The following is a 23,346-nucleotide window of genomic DNA, read 5'->3' as shown; positions in this document are numbered from 1 at the left end:
TGCCGGGGCCGGTCACACATAGGGCGTCATAAACGCCCTGACAGCCTCGATCTCGGTGGATCGTATTTCGTGGCCGCCCGAATGCCACTCCATGTCCACATCGCCGCCCTGCGCCTTGAAATAGTCCCGCAGCTTGTTGGTCAAAGGAGTTGGGCAGATCGGGTCGCGCTCCCCCGCCGTTATCAGCAGACGGCGTGATGACGATGCGGGTGCAGGCTTCGGCGTAAATGGAATGAGCGGATGCATCAGCACGGCCGCATCAAACAGATCGGGAAACTCGATCAGCACATTGGCCAGAATATTCGCGCCGTTCGAGAAGCCGAGACCAACCACCAGCCCCGCCTCGTGGGCATCGCGGTTGGCTGCGACGAACTCCGCCATTTTCTTCGTGGCACGATCGAGATCCGCCATGTCATAAACGCCCTCTGCCGTGCGGCGGAAGAAGCGGGCCGCGCCGTATTCGGAGACATCACCCTGTGGCGAAACAACCGTCGCATTGGGCAACAGTCGCGAACCGAAGTCGAAGAACTGGTTCTCATCGCCACCCGTGCCGTGAAACACGAAAAAAGCGGGCTGCCCCGGTGCACCGGGCCGCACCTTGTGGAAATAGCTATCCTTGCTCATAAAAACTCCTCAAAACAGCCTGCGGCGCTGAGGCCGCAAGCGTTTCTGCTGTTTCGAACTATCAATTTTCCAGCGGCTCCAGATGCTGCTCCAGCGTGGCGCGCAGATGCGCGTGCTGACTTGGCAGCTTCAGGGCTTCGCCCAGATGCGCCGTATCCTCGTCACGGTCAAAGCCGGGCTCGTTGGTGGCGATTTCAAAGAGAACGCCACCGGGCGTGCGGAAATAGATCGCCCAGAAGTAATCACGGTCGATCACAGGCGTGACCTGATAGCCCGTATCCATCAGCGCCTTGCGAACTTCCAGCTGCGTCTGGCGGTTATCGACCGCAAATGCGAGGTGGTGGACAGAGCCTGCACCAAGGCGCGCACCTGAAATATTCGGCATGGTTTCGATATCGATGACATCGGCACCATTGCCGCCGGGCATGCCCAACCGCAAAACACCATCCTTCCGGTCAACTTCCTGATAGCCCATGAACTTCAACAGTTCTGCCGTTGCACCTTCATCCTGAAGCCGCAGCGACGCACCCTGAAAGCCACGGATCGCCTGATCTTCACCGACGCCATTGGCGGTCCATTGCGCTCGCGCATCGTCCTTCACCTCGACCATGGCGAAACCATCACCATCAGGCCCGGCAAAATGCAGACGCTTGTTGCCGAAAGCCTCATCGGCTTTCAGTCCATCGACATTGGCCTTGGCCAAACGGTCCTGCCAGTAGCCAAGCGAACCTTCCGGAACGGAAAACAGCGTCGTGCCCACTTCGCCGGTACCGGGACGGCCCCGTGCAATATGCGGAAACGGGAAATAGGTCATGACAGAGCCGGGCGTACCGACCTCGTCACCATAGTAGAGGTGGTAAACGTCTGGCGCATCGAAATTGACTGTCTTCTTTACGCGGCGCAAACCCAGCGTATCGGTGAAGAAGTGGTTGTTGCCGCGTGCACTCGCAGCCATGGACGTGACGTGGTGCAGGCCCTTGATCTGGTTCAACATTTTTGATCCCTCAAATCTGGATGGGTGCGCGGAACAGCGTCACCCTTCGTTCATGGGCTCAAGATGGTGCAGATCATGCCGTTCGTATAGATCGAACGTTCAGAACGGATTGTGCTGAATCTGTGAACGACGCTACAGCGTCGTTCAGCAACTGGAGCAATTGCAGCAAAAGTGGGAACCGGTTTTGCGTCCGCAATGCGTAAAACAAACGGATTTAGCGCGACCGATCAGTGGTCGTCATTGGCACCTTTGACCCAGTAACCCGCCGTGTGCAGCGCAGTTTTCGGCAGTCCAGCCTCATCCATCAGCATTTTCTTGATGGTGCGCGCTTCAGCTTTTTCGCAGCCGACGAACACATGCAGACCCTGATGATCGCCCCACGGATGGTCACGCAGCGCCTTTTCCAGCAGGCCTGCACCGCCAGCCGCTTGGCCCTTGCGGTGCAGCCAGTTCCAGGTCACCTGCGCCTGCGAGGTGACAGGCTGCTGCTCGTTCTCATCATCAATCTCGGAATAAACCGTCACTGTCTTGCCCGCCGGCATTTCAACAACCATGCGCAACATCACGGGCAGCGCGGTTTCATCGCCTGCGAATACATAAGTCGTGGCATCCGGCAATTCGCCACCGGGGCCAACGATGCCAACAATATCACCGGGTGCTGCCGTTGCGCCAAAATGCGCGCCCGGCATGGCGTCTCCCTCATGCATGACGAAATCAAGATGGATCTCGCCGCGGGACATATCGCCTGACCTGATCGTATAGACCCGTCGCGTCAGCTCATCTTCCCCCTGCGGCCAGACAATGGCTCCCGTTTTTGAGAGATGTGGCCAAACCGGCTCGCGCTTCTGATCCGGCACAATGAGAATGCGGACATGCAGGCCGCCCGTCAGCAACCGCTCTATGCCGTCGTCGATGGCAATCACGACACGCCGCATTTTCGGTGTCAGATTATAGCCGCGAACCACACGACCACTGAACAGATTAGGCATCTCCCGCAGATCGGCGCCGTGCCCTTCCCAGCGGAAATCGAGAGACGTATCGCCGCTGAACTCGACGATATGCTCAGCCACCATCGCCTTGACAGACAGAAGAACATTTTCCGACACACAATTGATGCGCGCCGCAAAGCGTCCGTCTGCCGCTTCAAACGTACCATTGCCGTAATCCGCCTCGAAATGCAGAGCGGAACCGGTCCGGGTCATGGTCAGGTGTTCGGCAAAATGTTCGTGAAAAGCATCGACAATGGCTGCCGGATCGGGAAGAGCGACAGATGTTTGCGCAGACAAAAAAGACACCGCGTAAATCCTTCATATTACAGTCCGGTTATCTTTAGATCAGCATGCTTGAAAGCGCAAAGCAGATTTTGTGATGCGGGTCACACTTTTTGCGGCAGTTGCCAATCAATCTGCTGCTTGCCACGGGAACTCAGAAATTCGTTAGCCTTGGAAAAATGGTGATTGCCGAAAAAGCCATTATGGGCGGACAGAGGCGATGGATGCGGGGATTTGAGCACCAGATGCCTTGCCTCGTCAACAAAGGCCGCTTTCTTCTGGGCATAGGCGCCCCAAAGCAGAAACACAACGCCATCGCACTCATCATTGACCGAGCGGATGATGGCGTCGGTAAACTTCTCCCAGCCCTTGCCCTGATGGGAAGCGGCACGCGCTTCCTCGACCGTCAGAACGCTGTTGAGCAGCAACACGCCCTGACGCGCCCAGCTTTCCAGAAAGCCATGCTGGACAGGTGCAATGCCAAGATCGCTCTGCAGTTCCTTGTAGATATTGACGAGCGATGGCGGTGTGCGCACGCCGGGCTGAACGGAAAAACACAGGCCATGCGCCTGTCCCGCGCCATGATAGGGATCCTGCCCCAGAATGACGACCTTGACTTCTGGCAGCGGGGTGAGGTCGAGCGCGCGAAAATACTCAGCTCCCTTGGGAAAGATCTGCTTGCCTGCATTTTTCTCGGCAAGCAGAAAATCCTTGAGTTTTTGCATGTAAGGGCTGGCAAATTCGGCTGAGAGAGCCTCTTTCCAACTGTCATCGAGTTTCACGCCTGCGTCTACCATGGCCCTGCCCTCGCCCTGCACTTGATTGTCGCTTGCTTACTTGAACCGTGCGCCGCGCTGAAGCACTTCGATCTTGTATCCATCGGGATCGCAAATGAAGAAATACTTGGCGAATGGCGCGCCCTTATATTCCGCGTTGACGATCTTTCCGACGGTGAGGCCGGACTCTGTCAGGCGCGCATGCTCGGCATCCACATCTTCGACACTGACGGCGATATGGCCGTAGCCATCACCCAATGCGTAGGGCACTTCACGGCCCTTGTTGACCGTCAGCTCAAGCTCGAAGTCACCTTCGGCATTGCTCAGATACACCAGCGTAAAGGTTTCGAACTCGTAACGCACAGCCACTTCGAGGCCAAAAGCTTGGCTGTAAAAACTCACCGAACGCTTTTCGTCCAGCACCCGGACCATAGAGTGAATAAGTTTGGCCATGGTGATACCTTCTTCTTGTTTATTGGTGGCCTGCTAATCCTCGCAGGCATTAGGCAAGGCTGATAAAGGCAGAACGCGCCGGTTTCAACCCTTGAGCCCCCTTCGAGGCGCATGGCAGATCATAGCACATATGCCAATGGATGGTGTTTTCGCACTATCATGAGCGCTAAGCTCATGATATCGGCATTCATGCGCATCCTTTATCTCTGTTTTGGCTGGCTCATGGTTGCCACCGGCATCGTCGGTGCGTTTCTGCCTGTTTTGCCAACGACGCCGTTTCTCCTCGTCGCGCTCTGGTGCTTTTCCAAGTCGTCTCCAAAGCTGGAATCCTGGCTCCTGTCCCACCCCAGATTCGGGCCCTCCCTCCGCAACTGGCGCGAAAAAGGCGCCATTCCACGCAAGGCAAAAATCGCCGCTGTGTCTCTGATGACAATGAGTTACGCGATTTTCTGGTTCGGAACAGAGCCAACGGCTCTGCGGGCATCCATCGTTGCCGCCGTCATGCTAGGTGCTGCCCTTTTCGTCACAACCCGGCCTGAGCCGTAGCCAACATCCTCAGCGATGCCGAGATTGCGGCAACACGTAGGGAATATGGGAAGCGGGCACGCGCCCGACGGTTCCGCCAATGCCATAGACGCGGGCAATCGTCTCATCATTGATGGTTTGGAGCGCTGGCCCACAGGCCGTCACCTTGCCCTCGTGCATGACGATAAGTTGATCGGCAAATTCGGCCGCGAGATTGAGATCATGCAGCACCGCCAGCACCGCGCCGCCACCCTTGGCGAAATCGCGGGCGGTTTCCAGCACGGAAATCTGGTGGCCGAGATCAAGGCTCGAGGTCGGCTCATCCAGCAGAAGCGCCCTCGGCTGTCCATTTTCGACCGGGCTTGGCACCTGCGCGAGCGTTCGGGCAAACTGCACCCGCTGCTGCTCCCCACCGGATAGAAGCGTGTAGGACCGACCTTCAAAGCCTGATAACCCCGCCTTTGCCAGCGCGCGTCGTGCTTGTTCTTCGGGCTTCAGCGCGCCTTGGGCCACCGCCCCCATGCGCACGACTTCCAGCACCGTAAAAGGGAATGACAGAACGGTGCTTTGCGGCAACACCGCCCGAACCCGCGCCAGCTGCAAAGGCGAAAACAGCTTTATATCCACGGCATTATAGGAAACGACGCCCGCATCTGCGCGCATTTCGCCCGACAGCACCTTCATCAAGGTGGATTTGCCAGCACCATTGGGACCGATAATGACGCTGAACGTGCCGGGCTGAAGCTCTATCGAGACCTCGTCCAGCAATCGACGCCCGGACCGGGTCACGCTCACATTGCGCGTTGAAATCATGACGTATTCCTCAAACCGAGACCGTTGCCACGGCCCAACAGCAGAAACAGAAACACCGGCGCACCGATCAGCGCCGTCACAACGCCGATTGGTAATTCGGCGGGTGCCGCCACCGTGCGCGCAAAACTATCCGCCAACAGCAACAGCCCAGCCCCACCAATTGCGGAAGCCGGGAGCAGAAAGCGATGCGAAGACCCGATGACCAGCCGCAAGAGATGCGGCACGACGATGCCGACAAAACCGATGGAACCAGCTGCAGCAACACTTGCACCACAGGCGGCGGCAACTGCCACGATGACAAGGCGTTTCAGGCGCTGCACGGGAATGCCCATATGGAAGGCGGCGGCATCACCCAGGATCAGTGCGTCGAGCCCTTTGGAGACGAAGGGCATGCTGACCACGATGACCAGAAAGAACGGCAGCGTCGTCCATATCTTGAGCGGCGTCGCGCCACCCAGCGAACCCAGGCTCCAGAAGGTAATGTCACGCAAAGCGCGGTCATCGGCCATGAAAATCATCAGGCCCATCAAGGCCGCACTCAGCGCGGCCAGCGCGATGCCAGCAAGGATCAAGACGCTGGTCGATGTCGTCCCGTTACGGGTCGCGATCATGTAGAGCAGCATCGTGTTCAGCAATCCGCCCATAAAGGCCATGAGCGGCAGGAAGTGCACGCCGAACACAACAGAAAGTGGAGCGAGCAGACTGCCACCCAACGCCAGAGCGGCGACTGCAAAAAGTGCGGCACCAGAGGTGATACCGACGAGACCCGGATCCGCCAGCGGATTGCGGAAAAGCCCCTGCATCATGGCACCGGAAACGGCAAGGGACGCCCCGATCATCAGGCCGAGGCCCGTGCGTGGCAAGCGAACGGCTTCCAGGATCACGCGATCACGCGGCTCCATCGTTTGCGCGTGGCCGGTGAAATACAGAACAAGTTCATGCAGACCGACGCCCGTCGGCCCGCTGGCCAGCGACACGAAACAGGCAAAAACCAGAAACACACACAGCGCGACAAGGGTGATGGCACCCTTGCGCGACCGGTCGCCTGCAACAGGACCTGCGACTTCGCTCATAGCCAGAATGCTCACGGCTTAACAACGCCGGGGTAAAGCTTTGCGGCCAGCTCACGGCCAGCGGCGGGGGTGCGCGGACCAAAGCCGATCAGATAAAGTCCATCCATGCTGATCAGCGATTTGGACGCGGCAGCGGGTGTGGACTGGAAGGCCGGAAAGCCGAAAACTTCGTCGGGGTTGGCCGCATGGCTTCCCCGCTGCATGGTCAGAACCACATCAGGGGCAGCCGCAATCACGGCCTCATCGGTCAGGGGCTTGTAGCCGGTGATATCCTGGGCGGCATTGACGCCGCCCGCCATCTCGATAATGGCTGCTGCTTCCGTGTCCTTGCCCGCCGCCATGATGCGACCGCCAGCGGTGGACAGAACAAACAGCACCCGCTTCTTCTTGTCTCCAACATCAGAGACGTCCTTCGCCAGAATAGCAAGGTCCGCATCAACCTGCGCTGCCAGTGCCTTCGCCTTCTCCTCCAGGCCAACGGCTGCACCGACGGCCTCGATTTTCGGCGCGATGGCTCGTCCCTCCGGTGGCGTGTCGATGGTCACCATCGGCACTTCACTCGCTTTGAGAATGCCGATCACATCCGCAGGACCGGCACCATCCTCGGACAGAATGAGATCAGGCTTTTGTGACAGAATGCCTTCAGAAGACAGCGCCCGCATGTAACCGACATCGGGCTTTAACAGCGCATCCGCAGGATAGCTGCTGGTCGAATCCCGCGCCACGATGCGATCTCCGGCACCGAGTGCATAGAGAATTTCCGTTACAGTGCCACCCAGCGCCACAATGCGTTTCGCCTGCGGGTTGCCTGTATCGGATGCATGAACCATGATCGGGACCAGCGCCAGGAGGGCACCGAAAGCAAATGAGCGTCGAAAAAGCGGCATGTCGTCATCCTGAAAAATGCGGCGCGCTACAGCCTGCACGCCATATAAGTTGAGTTAATTACACATCTTTAAATGCCAGACAATCCGATAAGTTGACTATTTTCGTTATCTTTTATATTTCGTAGCATAAGGGTCCCGGGGGCAAATCCGGCACCGCAAATTCGAAGGAGACTATCGATGTTTATTGCCATGAACCGCTTTCGCGTCGTGCCGGGTTTTGAAGAGGCGTTCGAGACCATCTGGCGCGAGCGCAAGCGTCATCTCGCCGAAATGCCGGGCTATCTGGAATTCCATATGCTGAAGGGTCCGAAGGCTGAGGATCACACGCTCTACGCCTCCCACACAGTCTGGGCCACCAAGGACGATTTCACCGCCTGGACGAAATCCGAGCAGTTCCGCGCCGCCCATGCCAATGCCGGAAACAATCGTGGCAAGGTCGAATATCTGTCAGGCCCGCATTTCGAAGGCTTCGACGTCATCATTCACGAGGACAGGGACGGGCAAGACCACCCCGTTGCGGCTTGAAACATGACGGCGAACGCAAGTTCTGAAACCGACACTGCCCGGCTGGAGCGCGCCAAGGCCGCCTTAGCGGAAAAGCCTGATGGCGTCGTCGAAGCCATTGCAGCCACGGCCAATGTAACGGCGGCAGAGGTTCTCTCTATTCTGCCTGATGGCGCTGCTGTTTCCGCGCCTGCGCAAGACTTCTTGAATCTCTGGAATGAATTGCGATCCTGGGGCGAAGTCCTGATGATTGTGCAGACACCGGATATTGTTTTCGAGGTGCCGGGCCACCTGCCTGAAGGCACCGAAGGCCATGGCTGGTTCAACATTCACGGCGATAGCCCCATCGGCGGCCACATCAAGAAGGACAATTGTGCATCGATTACCTTTGTCGATCGCCAGTTCCATGGACGCCGGTCACTCTCCGTGTGGTTCATGAATGCGAGCGGAAGCGCCATGTTCAAGCTTTTCGTAAGGCGGGATGAAAGCAAGGAATTGCTTGGCGACCACGTGGTGAAATTCGAAGCCTTGCGCGACAGTTACCGCACATCATGATAGCGAATGCCGCCACGGCCATCGCCATGGCGGCTTTGCTTTGAACATCCTATGTCGCTTCCGGCATGGCTTGCCCTGCCCTTGATGCCCTATGAATTCAAGGCCTTGATAAGACGTTGAAAGGGTAAGGCTTTGCGCCATGCTCGACCTGCGCTATAGGCGTTGCAACACATCGATGAGGGGAAACCTATGACAACCTATGTTTTGACCGTAGCCTGCACATCCAAGCGCGGAATCGTTGCCGCCATATCGGGCTATCTGGCGGGCAAGGGTTGCAACATTGTTGACAGTTCCCAGTTCGACGACCTCGAAACCGGCAAATTCTTCATGCGCGTTTCCTTCATTTCCGAGGAAGGCCAGAGCATGGAGGCGCTGCAGACAGGCTTCGCGCCTATCGCCACGGAATTCGGCATGGAGGCCAATATCTTCAGCGAAGGCGAGCGTACCAAGACGCTTCTGATGGTCTCGCGCTTCGGCCACTGTCTGAATGACCTGCTCTATCGCTGGAAGATCGGCGCTCTGCCAATCGATATCGTCGGCGTGGTTTCCAACCATTTCGAGTACCAGAAGGTCGTCGTCAATCACGATATTCCCTTCCACCACATCAAGGTGACGAAGGACAATAAGCCCGAGGCTGAAGCCCGGATCATGGACATCGTCGACCAGACCGGCACCGAACTGATCGTCCTCGCCCGTTACATGCAGGTTCTCTCCAACGAGATGTGCCAGAAAATGTCTGGTAAGATCATCAACATTCACCACTCCTTCCTGCCAAGCTTCAAGGGTGCGAACCCCTACAAGCAAGCCTATGAGCGCGGCGTGAAGCTGATTGGCGCGACAGCCCATTACGTGACCGCCGATCTGGATGAAGGTCCGATCATCGAGCAGGATACGGTGCGCGTCACCCATGCCCAGTCGGCAGAAGACTATGTGTCGCTTGGCCGCGATGTTGAAAGCCAGGTTCTGGCCCGCGCCATCCACGCCCACATCCACCACCGCACCTTCATCAATGGCAACCGCACGGTGGTCTTCCCGCCAAGCCCCGGCTCCTACGCTTCGGAGCGCATGGGCTAAAATAGCGACGAAGATTTGGGGGACCTGAGACTTTATTTGCGAACGGGAGCAACTGACTGCCGCGTGCAGCCGTTGCTCCTGTGTTGTCAAACACAGAGGTCTCCCTCATGAAAAAGCTTATCATTGCCGGTACCGCGTTTCTTCTCGCGGCGGGGTCAACGCTTGCCCAACAGCCAGCCCCGCCACCGCCGCCGCCAGCCCCTGCGCAAACCGAGCCCATGGCAGACGCACCACCGCCGCCTCCACCACCAAAGCCCATGCCAGGCGGCCCTAAAGATGACGGCCCAAGACATGGTGGCCCGCGGGACGGCATGCGCGACCGCATGATGATGCCTCCGCCTCCACCGCCTTCAAAGGGTGCGCATTTCCGCATCGAACAGGGCGAAACAAAAATCGACATCAAATGCGCCGATGACGAGCCCATGAAGGCCTGCGGCGATCTGCTGATGCAGCTCATCGACAAGATCAACGACTGAGATCGGTATCATTTGGAAGCGGCGCTTTTGCGCCGCTTCACGCAAACCGCACAGTCGCCTTCAATCCACGTCCGCCAGCGCCGTCTTCAAGCGACAGTCTGCCATTGAAGAAAGCGGCGATCTCCTCGACAATCGCAAGCCCAAGCCCCGCACCCGGCGCTGCATTGCCCTCTCCCCTTGCAAAACGCTGCCGCACCACGGCCCGTTTTTCTGCGGATATTCCAGGGCCATTATCCTCAACCTCAAGACATGCCGCCGCGCCATCGCGCAGCACCCGCACCGTCACTTCCGTCCCTCGTCCGGTATAAGCAATGGCGTTGCTGATGAGATTGCCCAGCAATTCACCCAACAGCAGAGGTTCTGCCATGATGCTGGCTTTATCGACCTGCTCGAAACCGAGATCAATACCCGCCTCAGCCGCAATTGGAATGTAGTCGGCGGTGATCGACTGGGCCAGCAACGCGAGATCAACCTCAACGAGGCTCTGTTTTTCCCCGGACCCTGCCGCATCAATATTGGCCATGCGCAAAAGCTGCGCGAGAATATGCTCGGCATGCGCCACAGAAGCATCACCCTTGTGGGCTGCGGCCTGTGCATCTTCCAGCGTGGAAGCCCGCGCCGAAAGCGCAAGCTGGGTGCGAATGATGGCCAGCGGCGTTCTCAGCTGGTGACTGGCATTGCCGGTGAAGTGTCGCAGCGCATCCAGCGCCGATTGCAGCCGCACCATGAAAGAATTGACGGTTTCCACGAGGTTCTCGACCTCGACCGGCACCGACTGGCGGATTGGATGCAGATCATTGGGGCTGCGTTCAGCAATGGCTTCGCTAAGTCGGTAGAGCGGACGCAGCGAAATCGTTACCGCAATCCACACAATGATGGCCGCACCGACAATCATGAACAGCAGCCGCAGCGCCGAACGCAGGATGATGGCCTGCGCCAGACGGCTGCGCGCAATCGTCGTTTCGGCCACCGTCACCGAAAACGGGACCGAATTCACCCCGGTCGATGCGAAACGCTGGATCGCCGCCACCCGGATCGGCTCGCCGCGAAACTCGGCATCCACAAACACCGGAGCATCGCTGCGCAAGCCGCTCACGGACGGCAGGTTCTGATAGCCGGTGAGAAACTGTCCATTCGGCCCGTTGACGCGGTAGAACACGCGGTCTTGCGCCGCAGAGGTGAGCATTTCGAGCGCGACATAGGGAATATCGACTTCCAGCGACCCGTCTTCGGAAACCACCACCCGCTCGGCAATGGCCAATGCAGAGCCTGACAGAACACGATCAGAGACGATATTGGCAGTATTGATGGCTTCCCGGTAGGTATCTGCCAGCGCGATGCAGCCAATGATCGCCGTCGATATCAGCAGCCAGCCAAGAAGACGCCGACGCAGCGAATAGGCCACCTGCCTCATCAAGCCATCTCCGGCAGCTTTTCGAGGTAATATCCTATGCCCCGCGCCGTCTTCACCGTGAGACCATGCGGCCCGAGCCGCTTGCGCAACCGGCTGACATATTGCTCGATGGCATTGCCGGAAAGCTCATCGTCAAAGCCGGTCAGCGATTGAACGATGGCCTCCTTGGCCACCACCTTTCCAGCCCGCATGAACAGAACTTCTAACAGCGCCACCTCCCGTGCCGGAATATCAATCGGATGGCCATCGGCTGAGAAGGTCCGCGATGTCAGATCGAACGACACTTTGCCGAACTGGACAGAAGACGAGCGCAGCCCGGCATTGCGGCGCAGAAGCACCCGTACCCGCGCCTCGAATTCCGTAATGTCGAAAGGCTTGATCATGTAATCGTCAGCGCCGAGATCGAGCCCTTTCACCCGCTCTTCCGGCGTACCGCGTGCGGTCAGGATCAGCACCGCCGCCTTGTCCTGTCGCGCGCGCATAGAACGCAACACGTCGATGCCATCCATTTCAGGCAGGTTGAGATCGAGAATGACGAGATCGAAGCTCTCCGCTGCAATTGCAGCATCGGCAGATGCGCCATCCGACACCACATCCACGGCATAGCCGCTTCCGCGCAACAGCGCCGAAAGCCCCTCGGACAGAACCGGATTGTCCTCCACCAGCAGAATTCGCAAGCCACGCCCTCCATTTGGCCGAAATTTATCGGAGCGTTCCTGTCTTGTGAATGGCAAGTGGGTGCGGCATGATCTTTTCCATGCGTATTCTTCTGTTTCTCTGTCTTTTCATCACCGTTGCAGGCGGCACACAGGCGCAGCCAATGGTGTTTCCGGCTCCCTCAGGCAAAACCGATGCGCCGACGCTCGTCGTTTACTCTTCCCTTGATGAGCCCTTGGCGATGCCGATGATCGCGGGTTTTCAAAAAGCCAACCCGGATGTGGCGGTGTCATATGAGGATATGCTGACAAGCGAGATCTATGATCGCATCGTTAGGGAAACCGACGCAGGCGAGAAAACCGCCGATTTCGCCTTCTCATCTGCCATGGACCTGCAGGTCAAGCTCAGCAATGACGGCTATGCGCAGCGATCCGATCTGCCCATGAGTGACCGCTGGCCCGCCTGGGCCAACTGGCGCAACACCGCTTACGCGCTGACATTCGAGCCCGCCGTCTTCGTTTACCACAAGCCGAGTTTCGCCAACGCCAGTCCGCCCGCCAGCCGCGCCGAATTCGTGGAGTATCTGGAACGCAACGCCAAGGAAATCCACGGGCGCATCGCCACTTATGACATTGAACGCTCCGGCGTCGGATTTCTGTTCATGTCTCGCGATCAGGAGCAGTTCGGCGATATCTGGAACGTCATCAAGAGCATGGGCACGGCGGGGGTGAAGGTTTACTCCACCAGCGGCGCCATTCTGGAGCGCATATCAGACGGCCGCTTCGTCATGGGCTATAATATTCTCGGCTCCTATGCGGCAGATTGGGCATCACGCCATCCCGATGTCGGCATTGTACTGCCGAAGGATTACACCGTGGTCATGTCGCGGATCGGCCTTGTGCCGCACGCTGCCAGAAATGCAGAGCTTGGCCGCCGCTATCTGGAATATTTCATGTCCAAGGAAGGCCAGACCATCATGGCGCGGCAGTTGCAGATTCCCGCCGTCAGTCCCGATGTCGCGGGAGAAAACACCGCCAACATGATGCAGGCCATTCACGGCGCACAATTGCGCCCGGTTCCCGTCAGCCCGGGCTTGATGGTCTATCTCGATCAGGTCAAGCGCGCGCGCATCATCGAACGTTGGAATGAAGCGTTACGCGCCCAGTAGACGAATTTCAAAAATTAATAGACAGTAAAGACGCTTGAGGGTTGCACGGCGTCAGTTAAATGACAGCTTTCTATGGTGCTGTGCAATTCTTCGTTCATCCGTGGAGGCGGACTGAAGAAGCGGGAGGAATGTTTCACGCGACAGACAATTCGGGGCGCAATTTGCCGCCCTTGAGGTCGTCCGTGCCGGCCCTTCCGCTATGATCAAAACAATGCCGAAACGGCATATCAAGGAGGGTTCACTTTGAAGCATTTCCTCATCGCTTCGCTTCTCGCAGGCGCTATGGCACTTCCCGCGGCAGCTGCCGATTACACCATCATCGCACCGGCAAATCCTGGCGGCGGCTGGGACCAGACTGCGCGCTCCATGCAGAGCGTGTTGCAGGAAGAAGGCATTTCCAAGCGCGTTCAGGTTCAGAACGTTCCCGGCGCTGGCGGCACCATTGGTCTTGCCCAGTTTGCAAGCCAGCAGAAGGGCAACGCGAATTCCCTCATCGTTGGCGGCTACGTCATGGTGGGCGCGATCCTCACCAACAAGGCACCTGTTACACTCAAGGACGTTACGCCTATCGCGCGTCTGACCGGTGAATACGAAGCCATCGTCGTTCCTGCATCGTCACCGATCCAGAACATCGGCCAGCTTATCGAGCAGCTGAAGAAAGACCCAGGCAGCGTATCCTGGGGTGGCGGTTCTGCTGGCGGCACGGACCACATCACAGCGGGCCTGATTGCCAAGGCTGCAGGCGTTGATCCAACCAAGATCAACTACATTGCTTACTCCGGCGGCGGTGAAGCGCTTGCTTCCATCCTCGGCGCACAGGTCACAGCCGGCATTTCCAGCTATGGCGAATTCGAAAGCCAGGTTAAGTCCGGCACCGTTCGCATTCTGGCCATCTCCAGCGAAGCCAAGATCCCCGGCATCGATGCGCCTACGCTGAAGGAAAGCGGCCTCGACGTCGTGGTTCAGAACTGGCGCATGGTTGCAGCCCCTCCCGGCCTGACAGCTGAGCAGCAGAAGGCTGTCAGCGCAGATGTCGAAAAGCTGGTGAAGTCTGCCAAGTGGCAGGAAACACTCAAGACCAAGGGCTGGATGGATACCTATCTTGCTGGTGACGAGTTCAAGGCACAGCTTGCAAAAGACACTGCCGCGACTGAAACCATTCTCAAAGACATTGGACTGGTAAAATGAGCCAGGGTTCAACCCCTTCACATCCTTCAAAGCGCCGCCCTGATTGGGCGGCGTTCGCGATAGCAGTGTTTCTGGTCATCGTCGCCGCTGTCATCTTCTGGGATTCAGCGCGCCTTGCCAGCGTCACCGGTTATTCGCCCGTCGGCCCGGCTACCGTTCCCTACGCCATTGCCTTCTGTCTTATCGGCCTGGCAATCTGGACGGCAATCGAAGCCTGGCGCAACGACTTTCCAGCCCGTGACAAACAGGAAATGGGACCCGTTTTCTGGGTTATTGCCGGTCTTGCCGCGCAGATGCTGCTGCTGAATGTTGCCGGTTTCTCCATTGCAACGGGCCTGCTGTTTGCCTTCACGGCGCGCGCCTTCGGCAAACGCAAGCTGTGGTTCTCAATCCCAATCGGCATCGTGTTCAGCTTCGTGATTTGGGTCATTTTTGCCCAGTTGCTGCAACTGTCGCTGCCTGCTGGACCTCTGGAACGGCTGTTTTTCTAACAGCCAGCCCAACCGATCACAACAAGACATGAAGCCCCGCGAGCGCGTCTTATACGTGAGCCGCGGCTTCACCCGACAGGGGGACAACTGTCCATGAGTACTTTTGATTTCTTGCTGCAAGGCCTTGCAATTGCAGCGCAACCGATGAACCTCGTCTATGCGCTGATTGGCGTTACGCTGGGTACGGCCGTCGGCGTTCTGCCCGGCATTGGCCCTGCCTTGACTGTGGCGCTGCTTCTGCCTGTCACATACCAGCTGGATCCCGCCGGATCGCTGATCATGTTTGCCGGTATTTACTACGGCGGCATGTATGGCGGCTCTACAACCTCGATCCTGCTCAACACACCCGGTGAAAGTGCCTCCATCGTCACCGCGCTGGAAGGTAACAAGATGGCGCGGGCGGGTCGCGGCGGACCGGCTCTTGCGACAGCGGCCATTGGCTCCTTCGTCGCGGGTCTCATCGCAACCGTCGCACTGGCATTCGTTGCACCTTACATCGTCAAACTGGCGCTGGTGTTCGGGCCACGCGAGTATTTTGCGCTGATGGTGCTGGCTTTCGTTACCGTATCCTCGGCCTTCGGTGATTCGGCATTGCGCGGCCTCACATCCCTTTTCATCGGCTTTGCGCTGGCCATTGTCGGCATCGACCAGCTCACCGGCCAGACGCGCATGAGCTTCGGCGTTCCTGATTTGCTGGATGGCATCGAAGTCACGACGCTTGCCGTGGCCATGTTTGCCATTGGCGAAACGCTCTATATCGTCGCTCAGGGTCAGGGCGGACCTGACAAGGTTGAAGCGGTGAAGGGTTCCGTCTGGATGACGGCGCAGGACTGGTCGCGCTCCTGGAAAGCATGGCTGCGCGGCACGCTGATCGGCTTCCCGATTGGTGCCATGCCAGCAGGCGGTGCTGAAATTGGAACCTTCCTGTCTTACGCGACAGAAAAGAAGCTTTCCAAGCACCCGGAAGAATTCGGCCATGGCGCTATTGAGGGCGTTGCCGGTCCGGAAGCTGCCAACAACGCATCGGCTGCCGGTACGCTCGTGCCATTGCTGACGCTCGGCCTGCCGACGACGGCCACGGCTGCCATCATGCTGGCCGGTTTCCAGCAATTCGGCCTTCAGCCTGGTCCGCTGCTCTTTGCAACCAATCCGCAGCTCGTCTGGGGTCTCATCGCCAGCCTGTTCATCGCCAACGTCATGCTGCTGGTTCTCAACCTTCCGCTGATTGGCCTGTGGGTGAGGCTGCTGACGATTCCCAAGCCATGGCTCTATGCTGGCATCCTGCTGTTTGCGACGCTCGGCACGATTGGTGCAAACCCTTCCGTGTTCGAACTTGGTATGCTGCTGGCCTTTGGTATCCTCGGATATGTGATGCGCATTTTCGGCTATCCGATTGCACCTGCGGTCGTCGGCCTCATCCTCGGACCATTGGCCGAGCAGCAGTTGCGCCGCGCGCTGGCCATCGGCCAGGGCGATCCTTCGGTCCTCTTCACATCGTGGATTGCCGTTGGCCTGTTTATCGTGGCGGCGGCTGCGTTCCTGATCCCGCTCATCATGCGCATGCGCGGTCGGGGTGAGGTGCTGTCGCAGCTGGCGGCCAACGAAGACTGATAAAGCGACCCTCCCAAGGTCCCTGCCCCGCATTCGAAAGGATGCGGGGCTTTTTTATGCCCGGAACGCAAAAGCCGCATCTGTGTTAGGACAGAAGCAATGATCCCGAGACGAGGAACTCCCATGAACAGACTTGCGCTCCTGTGCGTCGCCGCACTCACCTCATGCACCACCGCTACATCAGGCGTTGAACCTATTCCCGGCAGCATCACCTATGGTGGACAGCCAGCCACGAAGCTTACAAAATCACCCATTGGCAGCACCGTGAACCATGACTTCATGATGTCGGATGGGCGCCGCGCCTACGAGACCTACCGGATCGCACCAGATCGATCTCTCATTCTGCTGAACCGCGAGATCATGAGCGATCTGCCCTCGGACAGATAGACCGTCATCACCATTGGTTCCGGTCAAACATCATAAAGACCGATGGAACGACTATCGGGCTAACTCGTTGCTTTCCTGCATGTTTCAAAAACACCCTTGATTGATGTTTCAGGAGAGAAAAATGAGAACCCATAAGACAAGAAACGATTTACCGTCCAATGCCAAGGCCACTGTCATTGGTCTGCTGAACGAGTCGCTTGCATCCGTTATTGATCTGTCTCTTGTCACCAAGCAGGCGCATTGGAACCTCAAAGGTCCGCAATTCATCGGCGTCCACGAGTTGCTGGACACATTCCGCGCGCAGTTGGACAAGCACAGTGACACGATCGCCGAACGCGCCGTCCAGCTTGGCGGCACAGCGCTTGGCAGCGTTCAGGCCGTAACGTCCACGTCCAAGCTGAAGTCCTATCCGACCGATATCTACAAGATTCAGGACCATCTCGATGAACTCATCGAGCGTTATGGTGACGTTGCGAACCTCATTCGCAAGTCGATCGATGAGGCGGATGACGCCGGAGACGCCAACACTGCGGATATCTTCACTGCCGCATCGCGTGATCTCGACAAGGCACTCTGGTTCCTGGAAGCGCACGTTCAGGAAAAAGCCTGATCCGTTACAGTTGACGCGACAGAAAAGCGCCCGGAACCCACCGGGCGCTTCCACTATAAGCTAGATAATCCTTCAGTGGCGGCGCAAAACCGCTTTGCCAATATCGCGCAACATCTCATGGTCCAGAATGCCGCGTTGGGCGCTTCTGATCAGAACTGCTGCACATTCATTGGCAACATGACTGCTTCTGTCTTCCAGGCATTCGAAACATACGCCATCAAATATAGTTTGCAGATCACTAACCTGCTGAGGCGATAGTTGCGTGCCTACCCGTTGAAATGCAAGGTACGACAAGGCCCATCCTCCCAAAGATGCGTTTTATCGGCTTTATACTGCAGGAACGCCTATCTTTTACACCTGATCGCATCGCCTGTCGAATCAGATATTAACGAAATATCAACGATTATTTCCTTGGACCTGACGCTGCATTATGCGCGTTGCTTGTTTGTAAGGATATTGCTCTCGCAACAGACTAGAGAGGCAAAAGGCCAATATCCGACAAGGCCTTTTCGAGGTGCTCGGGCGATACCGGCTTTGTCAGGAACACGGCACCGGGCGGCAACACACCTTCAGCAGGATTGTACCGTCCCGAGATGACGATCACCTTGATTTCGGGCCAGCGACGGTGCGCGACATTTGCCAGCCCAAGCCCGTTGATAGAGCCGGGCATGTCGATGTCGGTCAAGATGGCATGGATTGAGGTACTGGCTTCTAGCATCTGAAGCGCCCGATCCGCCGTCGGTGCTTCGAGGGTAGCGAATCCGAGATCGGTTACCATATCCACGAGATCAAGGCGGATCAGCCCGTCATCTTCAACTATGAGGAGGCATGATGTCACTGCTCAATGCTCCTGTTGAAAACTGGCAAGCTCCGCAGAGATAACGCAGCGTACGCCTGCCGGATCATAAACAATATCCACAAGAGTATCGGCAGCGCCAGCAATGCCCGCCTTGATGAGGCGCGACCCGGAACCGACACGCTGCGGCACGTCAACCGGCGGACCGCCGCTTTCCGTCCAGGACAGTTCAAACCGGTCCTTGGCCTCTCCAGCAATCCCCCATTGAATATCCACCCTGCCTTCCGGCACCGAAAGAGCGCCGTACTTGATGGCATTGGTCGCAAGCTCATGCATGATGAGCGACAGTGAAAGCGATGGACGTGAGCCGACACGTAAGACTGGCCCGGAGACCGTAAAGCGCGTCATTGCCGGATCATCATGGACCTCAAGCAACTGGTTGACGAGCTTGTGAACCTGGGAAGTGCCTAGGCCACCTTGTATGACCGTGTCGTGGGCGGCGCTCAAAACACCGATCCGTGCTGACAGCGTTTTACGCGCAACATTCAGATCGCCCGCTGAGCGCAAGGTCTGCGATGCGATGGCTTGAACCATGGCCAGCTGGTTTTTAAGGCGGTGGCCAAGCTCATGGGAAATCAGCTCCCTGTGCTTCTGCTCCGCCAATTTTTCCGTCACATCCTGTGCCTGCACCAGAATGCCCGTTATCTCTCCGGATGAAGATCGCATCGCCTGATAGACAAAATCGATCATCCGGCTCTGTTTCTCACCATCCGGCCCGCGATTAAGCTCTATGGGTCTGGCACGCGCCGCAAAGGGTTCACCGGTTTTATAGACGGTATCCAGCAGATCGATGAAGCCCTGGTCGACCACTTCCGAAACGGCATCCGCAACCGAACGTCCGATGATGTCGCGCCCGACGCCGATCATCGAATAATATTCTTCATTGGCGAATTCAAAGATATGGTTTGGCCCGCTCAATGTCGCGATACCGGCAGGAGACATCTCGAAAATCTGAAGAAGCTTCTCCTGCATGCTTTTCTGTTCACGGCGAACGATGATTTCGTTGGTGATTTCCGCACAGGCGCAGAACATTCCAAGCACCACACCCGCCTGGTCTCGCACCGGCGTGTAGGAGAAGGAAAAATGCGTTTCTTCCGGGTAGCCTTTTCGATGCATCACGAATTCGATGTCATCCATCGATGTGCCCTGCCCGGCATAGGCAGCGGAGATGATGGGGTCAACGGCATCCCATATATCGAACCAGAGATCACGAAACGGATGCCCAAATCCCGCAGGATGGCGGTTGCCACACATGGCAGCGTAACCATCGTTGTAAATGGTAATCTGCTGCAGTCCCCAAACGATCAGCATGGGCTGGAGCGAACCCAGCATGACGTTGACAAGCGTCTGCAACTCGACCGGCCACGCATCAGGAACGCCCAGAGCGCATTTTTCCCAATCGAAGCTACGGAACAGGTCTCCGCATTCGCCACCCCCTACAAAATTCAAGCTAACCCCGCATGTATCGATATCGCCGTAGGCGACAACAAATTTCGTTCGATTTGGTTCCATGATGAATTGCAGACCGGGCAAACGGGCAGATCCGATCAGCTCCGACAACCTATCACGAACCGCCAGAAAAACCATAGGTCGAGCCGTAGCGTGGAACGACCAACAGATGCTGACGTTAGAGAAGCTGGGAACGCAGTAAATAATTTGCGAGGAACGGCTCATGTCCAGAGTTCAGCAAAAGCCACACCAGCAACGCTTTGATCCGAAAGACCGCCTGATACTGGCGCTGCACGCACAATTGCGCGCCGAAAGGGAGACCCGCGAGGCGATGGAATGGGTCATGCGCAACGGAGGTCTTTCGCCAGAGGTGCTGGAAGCCATGGCGTCCGACCCCATTCCGGTCGTTACAGCCGATGACATGCGTGCCGCCAACCGGGCCGTGACACATCTGAGGCTCAGCGCGGAAGGTTCGGCATCATGACAAGGCGGGCAAGCTGGCGCGGCCAGATCAAGTTCGACGACTTCACCTGCGAAGTCGGATTGTACTCGGCCATCACCTCAACGGAAAAAATCTCGTTCAACCTCGTCAACCGCAAGACAGGCAACCGCGTCGAGCGCCAATATGTCGATAACGAGAGCGGGGAGCCAGTCGAAAAAGAAGATCAGGTGCGTGGCTTCGAACTCGACAATGGCGATTACATCATTGTCGAAGGCGATGAGATCGCGCAGATCATGCCGGATAGCAACAAGGTGATCGCCATCCAGAAATTCATCGCAATCGACGAGATAGACAAGCTCTACTTCGACCGCCCCTATTTTCTGACCGCATCGGATGAGGACGGGGAAGACGCGCTGAGCTTGCTTGCGCAAGCGATGCAGCGCCAAAAGGTGGTGGCGGTTGGCGAGGCGGTTCTTTTTCGCCGCAATCGCAACCTCATCATCAGGCCCCATGGAAAGGCCTTGATCGCGACCACTCTTAATTTCGATTATGAGGTCCGCTCCCAAACCGCGACGTTCAAGTCCGTGCCGGATCAGGATTTTGACGAGGAGATGCTGGAACTGGCGGGCCACATCATCAAGAAACGCGCGGGAAAATTTGACCCCTCGGCATATTCCGACCGGTATAATGATGCGCTTGCCGAACTGGTGAAAGCCAAGATCGAAGGGCGTGCGATCAAGAAGCCTGTCGAGGAAAAGCGCGACAATGTTGTGGACCTGAAGGAAGCGCTGAGGCGCAGCGCAGCTGGAGGCAAGGACGACAAGCCCGCTGCAAAGACAAGAGCCAAAAAGGCGGGCTGACCAAACTGCCGCCCGCTTCTATCTCAAGATACTTCAGTCTCGCTTTTCCGAAGCGAGGCTCTTTTTCAGCGCATCCATAATGTTGATGACATTGCCGCCGGTCTTCTTGGCTGGCGCGGACTTTGCCTTGCGCGCACCGGATGTCTTTTCCTTGGACTTCAGCAGCGTTTTGATCTTCTTCTGCACGGTATCTTGCGCAATGGATGGCTTCCACGCCACCGTGTTTTTCTCGATCTTTTTTTCTAGGATCGACACAAGCTCTGGATCAAGTTTCATCTTCGGATCAAGAGTGTCCATGGTTTCGCGCACCTCATCGGCGTAATGCAGCGTCCATAAAATGATGCCCTTTCCCGATGGCTCCAGCAAAACCGCATGCTCGCGACGATAGATGACCAGCCGCGCTATGCCCGCGACGTTGTTGGCCTTCATCGCATCGCGAATAACGCCGAAAGCCTCTGCGCCAATCTTGTCTTCGGGTTTCAGAAAATGCGGGCGATCGCACCAAATCCAGTCAATGGAACCCGCTGGCACGAATGTCTGGATATCGATGGTCTTGGTGCTTTCCAGCCCCACGGCATCGATCTCGTCATCTTCCAGCAGAACGAAGCTGCCATCTTCCTTCGGGAAACCCTTGACTTGGTTCTTGTCCGTCACCTTCTTATGGGTGGTGCTATCTGCATAATGGCTTTCCACCCGGTTGCCGGTTTTGCGGTTGAGAATGTGAAACCGCACCTTTCCGCTCTCGGTCGTCGCAGGCGTGAGCGAAACGGCTGCCGTGACCAGCGAAAGCCTCAGGTGTCCTTTCCAGAAAGCGTGTTGCGGCATGGATTTCAAACTCCCGGTTATCAAGCGCCATAGCCATAACTAAGAAAGCCCAACATCGTTGCCGCGAACCCTCATGGAATAGCCGTCCGTTTCTTCCAGACACCGATGATGATGTCGGCTTAAGGAGCCCATCTACTCCATTTTATTTTACTAATATGGAACGAATGATCCCACCGTCGGTTACCTCACCACGGAGCTGTGACAAACCGCCCGCATGAGAGGAAAACACCATGAAAAAGTTCATTCTTGCAGCGGCGCTGCTGAGCGCCACTGCGTTGTCGGCTGCTGCCCAGACATCTGCACCTGCCACAACGGCACCTGCAACGCCTGCGCCAACCACAACGGCTCCAGCGCCTAGCACAGATGGCAACACGCCAGCTGTTGCAACACCGGAAACTGCCAACCCAACCGCACCTGTTGAAGGCGCGAACAGCTTCACTGAAGAGCAGGCCAAGACCCGCATCGAAGAAGCTGGCTACACCGACGTCAAGGACCTGAAGAAGGACGACAAGGGCATCTGGATGGCAGGCGGAATGAAGGATGGCAGGGCCGTCATGATCTCCATGGATTACCAGGGCAACGTCGTCGCCAAGTAACGTTCGAGGTTCCAGAAACCTCCGAGACTTTAGCGCCGCCAATCAAATTATGAGGACCAAATCATGAAAACAATTACCGGACTATTCGATGATCACGCCGATGCCCGCGCAGCAGTGACAGAGCTGGAAGCCGCTGGCGTTCCTTCTGATGATATCAGCATCGTTTCCAACAATGCGAATAACCGCCACGACACCGACGAGTCGAATGCTGCCGAAGGCGCTGGCACAGGTGCTGGCATTGGTGCCGTCGTGGGCGGCGCTGGCGGTCTTCTGACTGGCCTTGGCATCATGGCTATCCCAGGCGTTGGCCCTGTCGTCGCGGCTGGTTGGCTTGCTGCCACAGCAGCGGGTGCGGTTGCAGGCGCTGTTGCAGGTGGCGCAACTGGCGGCATCGTCGGCGCGCTGACGGACTCCGGCGTTTCTGAAGATGATGCGCATGTCTACGCTGAAGGCGTACGTCGTGGCGGCACCATCGTCACCGCCAAGGTAGATGACGCCATGGCGCCAGAAGCTGAAGCCGTTCTGAAGCGCTCCAACTGGGTTGATCCAGCAGACCGTCGCACAGCCTACAACGAACAGGGCTGGCAGAAATTCGACGATACGCTTGACCCATATGATGCCGACCAGATCGAAAAAGAACGCATGCGCTACAACCGTCCCGGCATGTAAGCGTCTCTGGAAATGCGAGAGGCCGCCCCGCTTGGGCGGCCTTTTCTACGTCTGGGTTGCGGTGCCGCAATTCAACCTACAATCATCAGGAATTCCAT

At 57.3% G+C, this 23,346-nt stretch carries 28 protein-coding genes; 15 read left to right on the top strand and 13 right to left on the bottom strand.

Annotation, left to right across the window (positions count from 1 at the left end):
* Positions 1-12: 12 nt before the first annotated feature.
* The 5 genes from RQI55_RS00675 to RQI55_RS00655 form a co-directional block, all read right to left on the bottom strand.
* A complete protein-coding gene (locus RQI55_RS00675) occupies positions 13-624 on the bottom strand; it encodes an alpha/beta hydrolase (protein ID WP_243255179.1) in 612 nt (203 codons plus the stop codon).
* A 61-nt stretch (positions 625-685) separates the two neighbouring features.
* Positions 686-1,618, bottom strand: coding sequence for a VOC family protein (locus tag RQI55_RS00670; protein ID WP_042617472.1), 933 nt, complete (start codon positions 1,616-1,618; stop codon positions 686-688).
* Between the two features lie 227 nt (positions 1,619-1,845).
* Complete coding sequence (locus RQI55_RS00665; RefSeq protein ID WP_311272342.1) at positions 1,846-2,913, bottom strand: DUF2218 domain-containing protein; 1,068 nt, start codon at positions 2,911-2,913, stop codon at positions 1,846-1,848.
* A gap of 80 nt (positions 2,914-2,993) precedes the next feature.
* Positions 2,994-3,686 (bottom strand): uracil-DNA glycosylase, encoded by a 693-nt coding sequence (gene ung / locus RQI55_RS00660; protein ID WP_243255177.1) that lies wholly within the window; start codon positions 3,684-3,686, stop codon positions 2,994-2,996.
* A 36-nt stretch (positions 3,687-3,722) separates the two neighbouring features.
* Positions 3,723-4,118: a VOC family protein gene (locus tag RQI55_RS00655; protein WP_243255176.1), complete on the bottom strand. Its 396-nt coding sequence runs from the start codon at positions 4,116-4,118 to the stop codon at positions 3,723-3,725.
* Between the two features lie 189 nt (positions 4,119-4,307).
* Here RQI55_RS00655 and RQI55_RS00650 point away from each other — a divergent pair, with 189 nt between their 5' ends.
* Positions 4,308-4,664, top strand: a complete 357-nt coding sequence (locus RQI55_RS00650) for a YbaN family protein (RefSeq protein ID WP_243256927.1) — start codon at positions 4,308-4,310, stop codon at positions 4,662-4,664.
* Positions 4,665-4,673: 9 nt separating this feature from the next.
* Here the strand turns inward: RQI55_RS00650 and RQI55_RS00645 are convergent, their stop codons facing one another.
* Genes RQI55_RS00645 through RQI55_RS00635 form a run of 3 tightly spaced genes read right to left on the bottom strand, consistent with a single transcriptional unit; the run spans position 4,674 to position 7,416 of the window.
* A complete protein-coding gene (locus tag RQI55_RS00645; RefSeq protein ID WP_243255175.1) occupies positions 4,674-5,456 on the bottom strand; it encodes a heme ABC transporter ATP-binding protein in 783 nt (260 codons plus the stop codon).
* Positions 5,453-6,544 (bottom strand): iron ABC transporter permease, encoded by a 1,092-nt coding sequence (locus RQI55_RS00640; protein WP_243255174.1) that lies wholly within the window; start codon positions 6,542-6,544, stop codon positions 5,453-5,455. The genes RQI55_RS00645 and RQI55_RS00640 overlap by 4 nt, the downstream gene beginning before the upstream one ends.
* On the bottom strand, positions 6,541-7,416 hold the full coding sequence (locus RQI55_RS00635; protein ID WP_243255173.1) for an ABC transporter substrate-binding protein: 876 nt from the start codon (positions 7,414-7,416) through the stop codon (positions 6,541-6,543). The genes RQI55_RS00640 and RQI55_RS00635 overlap by 4 nt, the downstream gene beginning before the upstream one ends.
* 177 nt (positions 7,417-7,593) lie before the next feature.
* On the opposite strand from RQI55_RS00635, the gene RQI55_RS00630 reads away from it, so the two are divergent.
* The 4 genes from RQI55_RS00630 to RQI55_RS00615 all read left to right on the top strand — a co-directional run bounded on the left by RQI55_RS00630 (position 7,594) and on the right by RQI55_RS00615 (position 10,025).
* Complete coding sequence (locus tag RQI55_RS00630; protein ID WP_243255172.1) at positions 7,594-7,941, top strand: antibiotic biosynthesis monooxygenase; 348 nt, start codon at positions 7,594-7,596, stop codon at positions 7,939-7,941.
* A 3-nt stretch (positions 7,942-7,944) separates the two neighbouring features.
* Positions 7,945-8,475 (top strand): heme utilization cystosolic carrier protein HutX, encoded by a 531-nt coding sequence (hutX, locus tag RQI55_RS00625; RefSeq protein ID WP_243255171.1) that lies wholly within the window; start codon positions 7,945-7,947, stop codon positions 8,473-8,475.
* A 189-nt stretch (positions 8,476-8,664) separates the two neighbouring features.
* Positions 8,665-9,549: a formyltetrahydrofolate deformylase gene (purU, locus tag RQI55_RS00620; RefSeq protein ID WP_042617480.1), complete on the top strand. Its 885-nt coding sequence runs from the start codon at positions 8,665-8,667 to the stop codon at positions 9,547-9,549.
* 107 nt (positions 9,550-9,656) lie between these two features.
* On the top strand, positions 9,657-10,025 hold the full coding sequence (locus RQI55_RS00615) for a hypothetical protein (protein ID WP_243255170.1): 369 nt from the start codon (positions 9,657-9,659) through the stop codon (positions 10,023-10,025).
* A gap of 37 nt (positions 10,026-10,062) precedes the next feature.
* On the opposite strand, the gene RQI55_RS00610 is transcribed toward RQI55_RS00615, so the two are convergent.
* Positions 10,063-11,439 carry a sensor histidine kinase gene (locus tag RQI55_RS00610; RefSeq protein ID WP_311272343.1) on the bottom strand — a complete coding sequence of 459 codons (1,377 nt, stop codon included), beginning with the start codon at positions 11,437-11,439 and terminating at the stop codon, positions 10,063-10,065.
* Positions 11,439-12,116, bottom strand: coding sequence for a response regulator transcription factor (locus RQI55_RS00605; protein WP_042617780.1), 678 nt, complete (start codon positions 12,114-12,116; stop codon positions 11,439-11,441). The genes RQI55_RS00610 and RQI55_RS00605 overlap by 1 nt, the downstream gene beginning before the upstream one ends.
* An 80-nt stretch (positions 12,117-12,196) precedes the next feature.
* Between RQI55_RS00605 and RQI55_RS00600 the strand changes: the two genes are divergently transcribed.
* From RQI55_RS00600 to dps, 6 genes are all read left to right on the top strand, one after another.
* Positions 12,197-13,264, top strand: coding sequence for an ABC transporter substrate-binding protein (locus tag RQI55_RS00600; protein ID WP_192064345.1), 1,068 nt, complete (start codon positions 12,197-12,199; stop codon positions 13,262-13,264).
* A 243-nt stretch (positions 13,265-13,507) separates the two neighbouring features.
* The gene (locus RQI55_RS00595; RefSeq protein ID WP_243255167.1) at positions 13,508-14,452 is read left to right on the top strand and encodes a tripartite tricarboxylate transporter substrate binding protein; all 945 of its coding nucleotides are present in this window, start codon (positions 13,508-13,510) and stop codon (positions 14,450-14,452) included.
* The gene (locus RQI55_RS00590) at positions 14,449-14,943 is read left to right on the top strand and encodes a tripartite tricarboxylate transporter TctB family protein (RefSeq protein ID WP_042617484.1); all 495 of its coding nucleotides are present in this window, start codon (positions 14,449-14,451) and stop codon (positions 14,941-14,943) included. The genes RQI55_RS00595 and RQI55_RS00590 overlap by 4 nt, the downstream gene beginning before the upstream one ends.
* 93 nt (positions 14,944-15,036) lie before the next feature.
* Positions 15,037-16,554 carry a tripartite tricarboxylate transporter permease gene (locus RQI55_RS00585; RefSeq protein WP_192064347.1) on the top strand — a complete coding sequence of 506 codons (1,518 nt, stop codon included), beginning with the start codon at positions 15,037-15,039 and terminating at the stop codon, positions 16,552-16,554.
* Between the two features lie 123 nt (positions 16,555-16,677).
* The gene (locus RQI55_RS00580) at positions 16,678-16,941 is read left to right on the top strand and encodes a hypothetical protein (RefSeq protein WP_243255166.1); all 264 of its coding nucleotides are present in this window, start codon (positions 16,678-16,680) and stop codon (positions 16,939-16,941) included.
* 103 nt (positions 16,942-17,044) lie between these two features.
* On the top strand, positions 17,045-17,551 hold the full coding sequence (gene dps / locus RQI55_RS00575; protein ID WP_409233670.1) for a DNA starvation/stationary phase protection protein Dps: 507 nt from the start codon (positions 17,045-17,047) through the stop codon (positions 17,549-17,551).
* Between the two features lie 472 nt (positions 17,552-18,023).
* On the opposite strand, the gene RQI55_RS00570 is transcribed toward dps, so the two are convergent.
* Together RQI55_RS00570 and RQI55_RS00565 are read right to left on the bottom strand one after the other, a co-directional pair.
* Positions 18,024-18,389, bottom strand: a complete 366-nt coding sequence (locus RQI55_RS00570) for a response regulator (RefSeq protein WP_042617489.1) — start codon at positions 18,387-18,389, stop codon at positions 18,024-18,026.
* A gap of 3 nt (positions 18,390-18,392) precedes the next feature.
* On the bottom strand, positions 18,393-19,856 hold the full coding sequence (locus RQI55_RS00565) for a sensor histidine kinase (protein ID WP_243255164.1): 1,464 nt from the start codon (positions 19,854-19,856) through the stop codon (positions 18,393-18,395).
* A 223-nt stretch (positions 19,857-20,079) separates the two neighbouring features.
* Between RQI55_RS00565 and RQI55_RS00560 the strand changes: the two genes are divergently transcribed.
* Together RQI55_RS00560 and RQI55_RS00555 are read left to right on the top strand one after the other, a co-directional pair.
* Positions 20,080-20,340 carry a hypothetical protein gene (locus tag RQI55_RS00560; RefSeq protein ID WP_042617490.1) on the top strand — a complete coding sequence of 87 codons (261 nt, stop codon included), beginning with the start codon at positions 20,080-20,082 and terminating at the stop codon, positions 20,338-20,340.
* Positions 20,337-21,158: a Ku protein gene (locus RQI55_RS00555; RefSeq protein WP_243255163.1), complete on the top strand. Its 822-nt coding sequence runs from the start codon at positions 20,337-20,339 to the stop codon at positions 21,156-21,158. The genes RQI55_RS00560 and RQI55_RS00555 overlap by 4 nt, the downstream gene beginning before the upstream one ends.
* Before the next feature lie 33 nt (positions 21,159-21,191).
* Here the strand turns inward: RQI55_RS00555 and RQI55_RS00550 are convergent, their stop codons facing one another.
* Positions 21,192-21,983, bottom strand: a complete 792-nt coding sequence (locus tag RQI55_RS00550; RefSeq protein WP_243255162.1) for a Ku protein — start codon at positions 21,981-21,983, stop codon at positions 21,192-21,194.
* Positions 21,984-22,213: 230 nt separating this feature from the next.
* On the opposite strand from RQI55_RS00550, the gene RQI55_RS00545 reads away from it, so the two are divergent.
* Both RQI55_RS00545 and RQI55_RS00540 read left to right on the top strand, forming a co-directional pair.
* Positions 22,214-22,579: a PepSY domain-containing protein gene (locus tag RQI55_RS00545; RefSeq protein ID WP_243255161.1), complete on the top strand. Its 366-nt coding sequence runs from the start codon at positions 22,214-22,216 to the stop codon at positions 22,577-22,579.
* 63 nt (positions 22,580-22,642) lie between these two features.
* The gene (locus tag RQI55_RS00540; RefSeq protein ID WP_042617494.1) at positions 22,643-23,248 is read left to right on the top strand and encodes a general stress protein; all 606 of its coding nucleotides are present in this window, start codon (positions 22,643-22,645) and stop codon (positions 23,246-23,248) included.
* The last annotated feature ends 98 nt before the right edge of the window (positions 23,249-23,346 follow it).

The organism is Rhizobium sp. WCS2018Hpa-16 (genome assembly GCF_031843705.1).
Classification (GTDB): domain Bacteria; phylum Pseudomonadota; class Alphaproteobacteria; order Rhizobiales; family Rhizobiaceae; genus Agrobacterium; species Agrobacterium tumefaciens_C.
The sequence above is the reverse complement of the archived record's forward strand: the minus strand, read 5'-3'. Positions and strand labels throughout refer to the sequence as shown.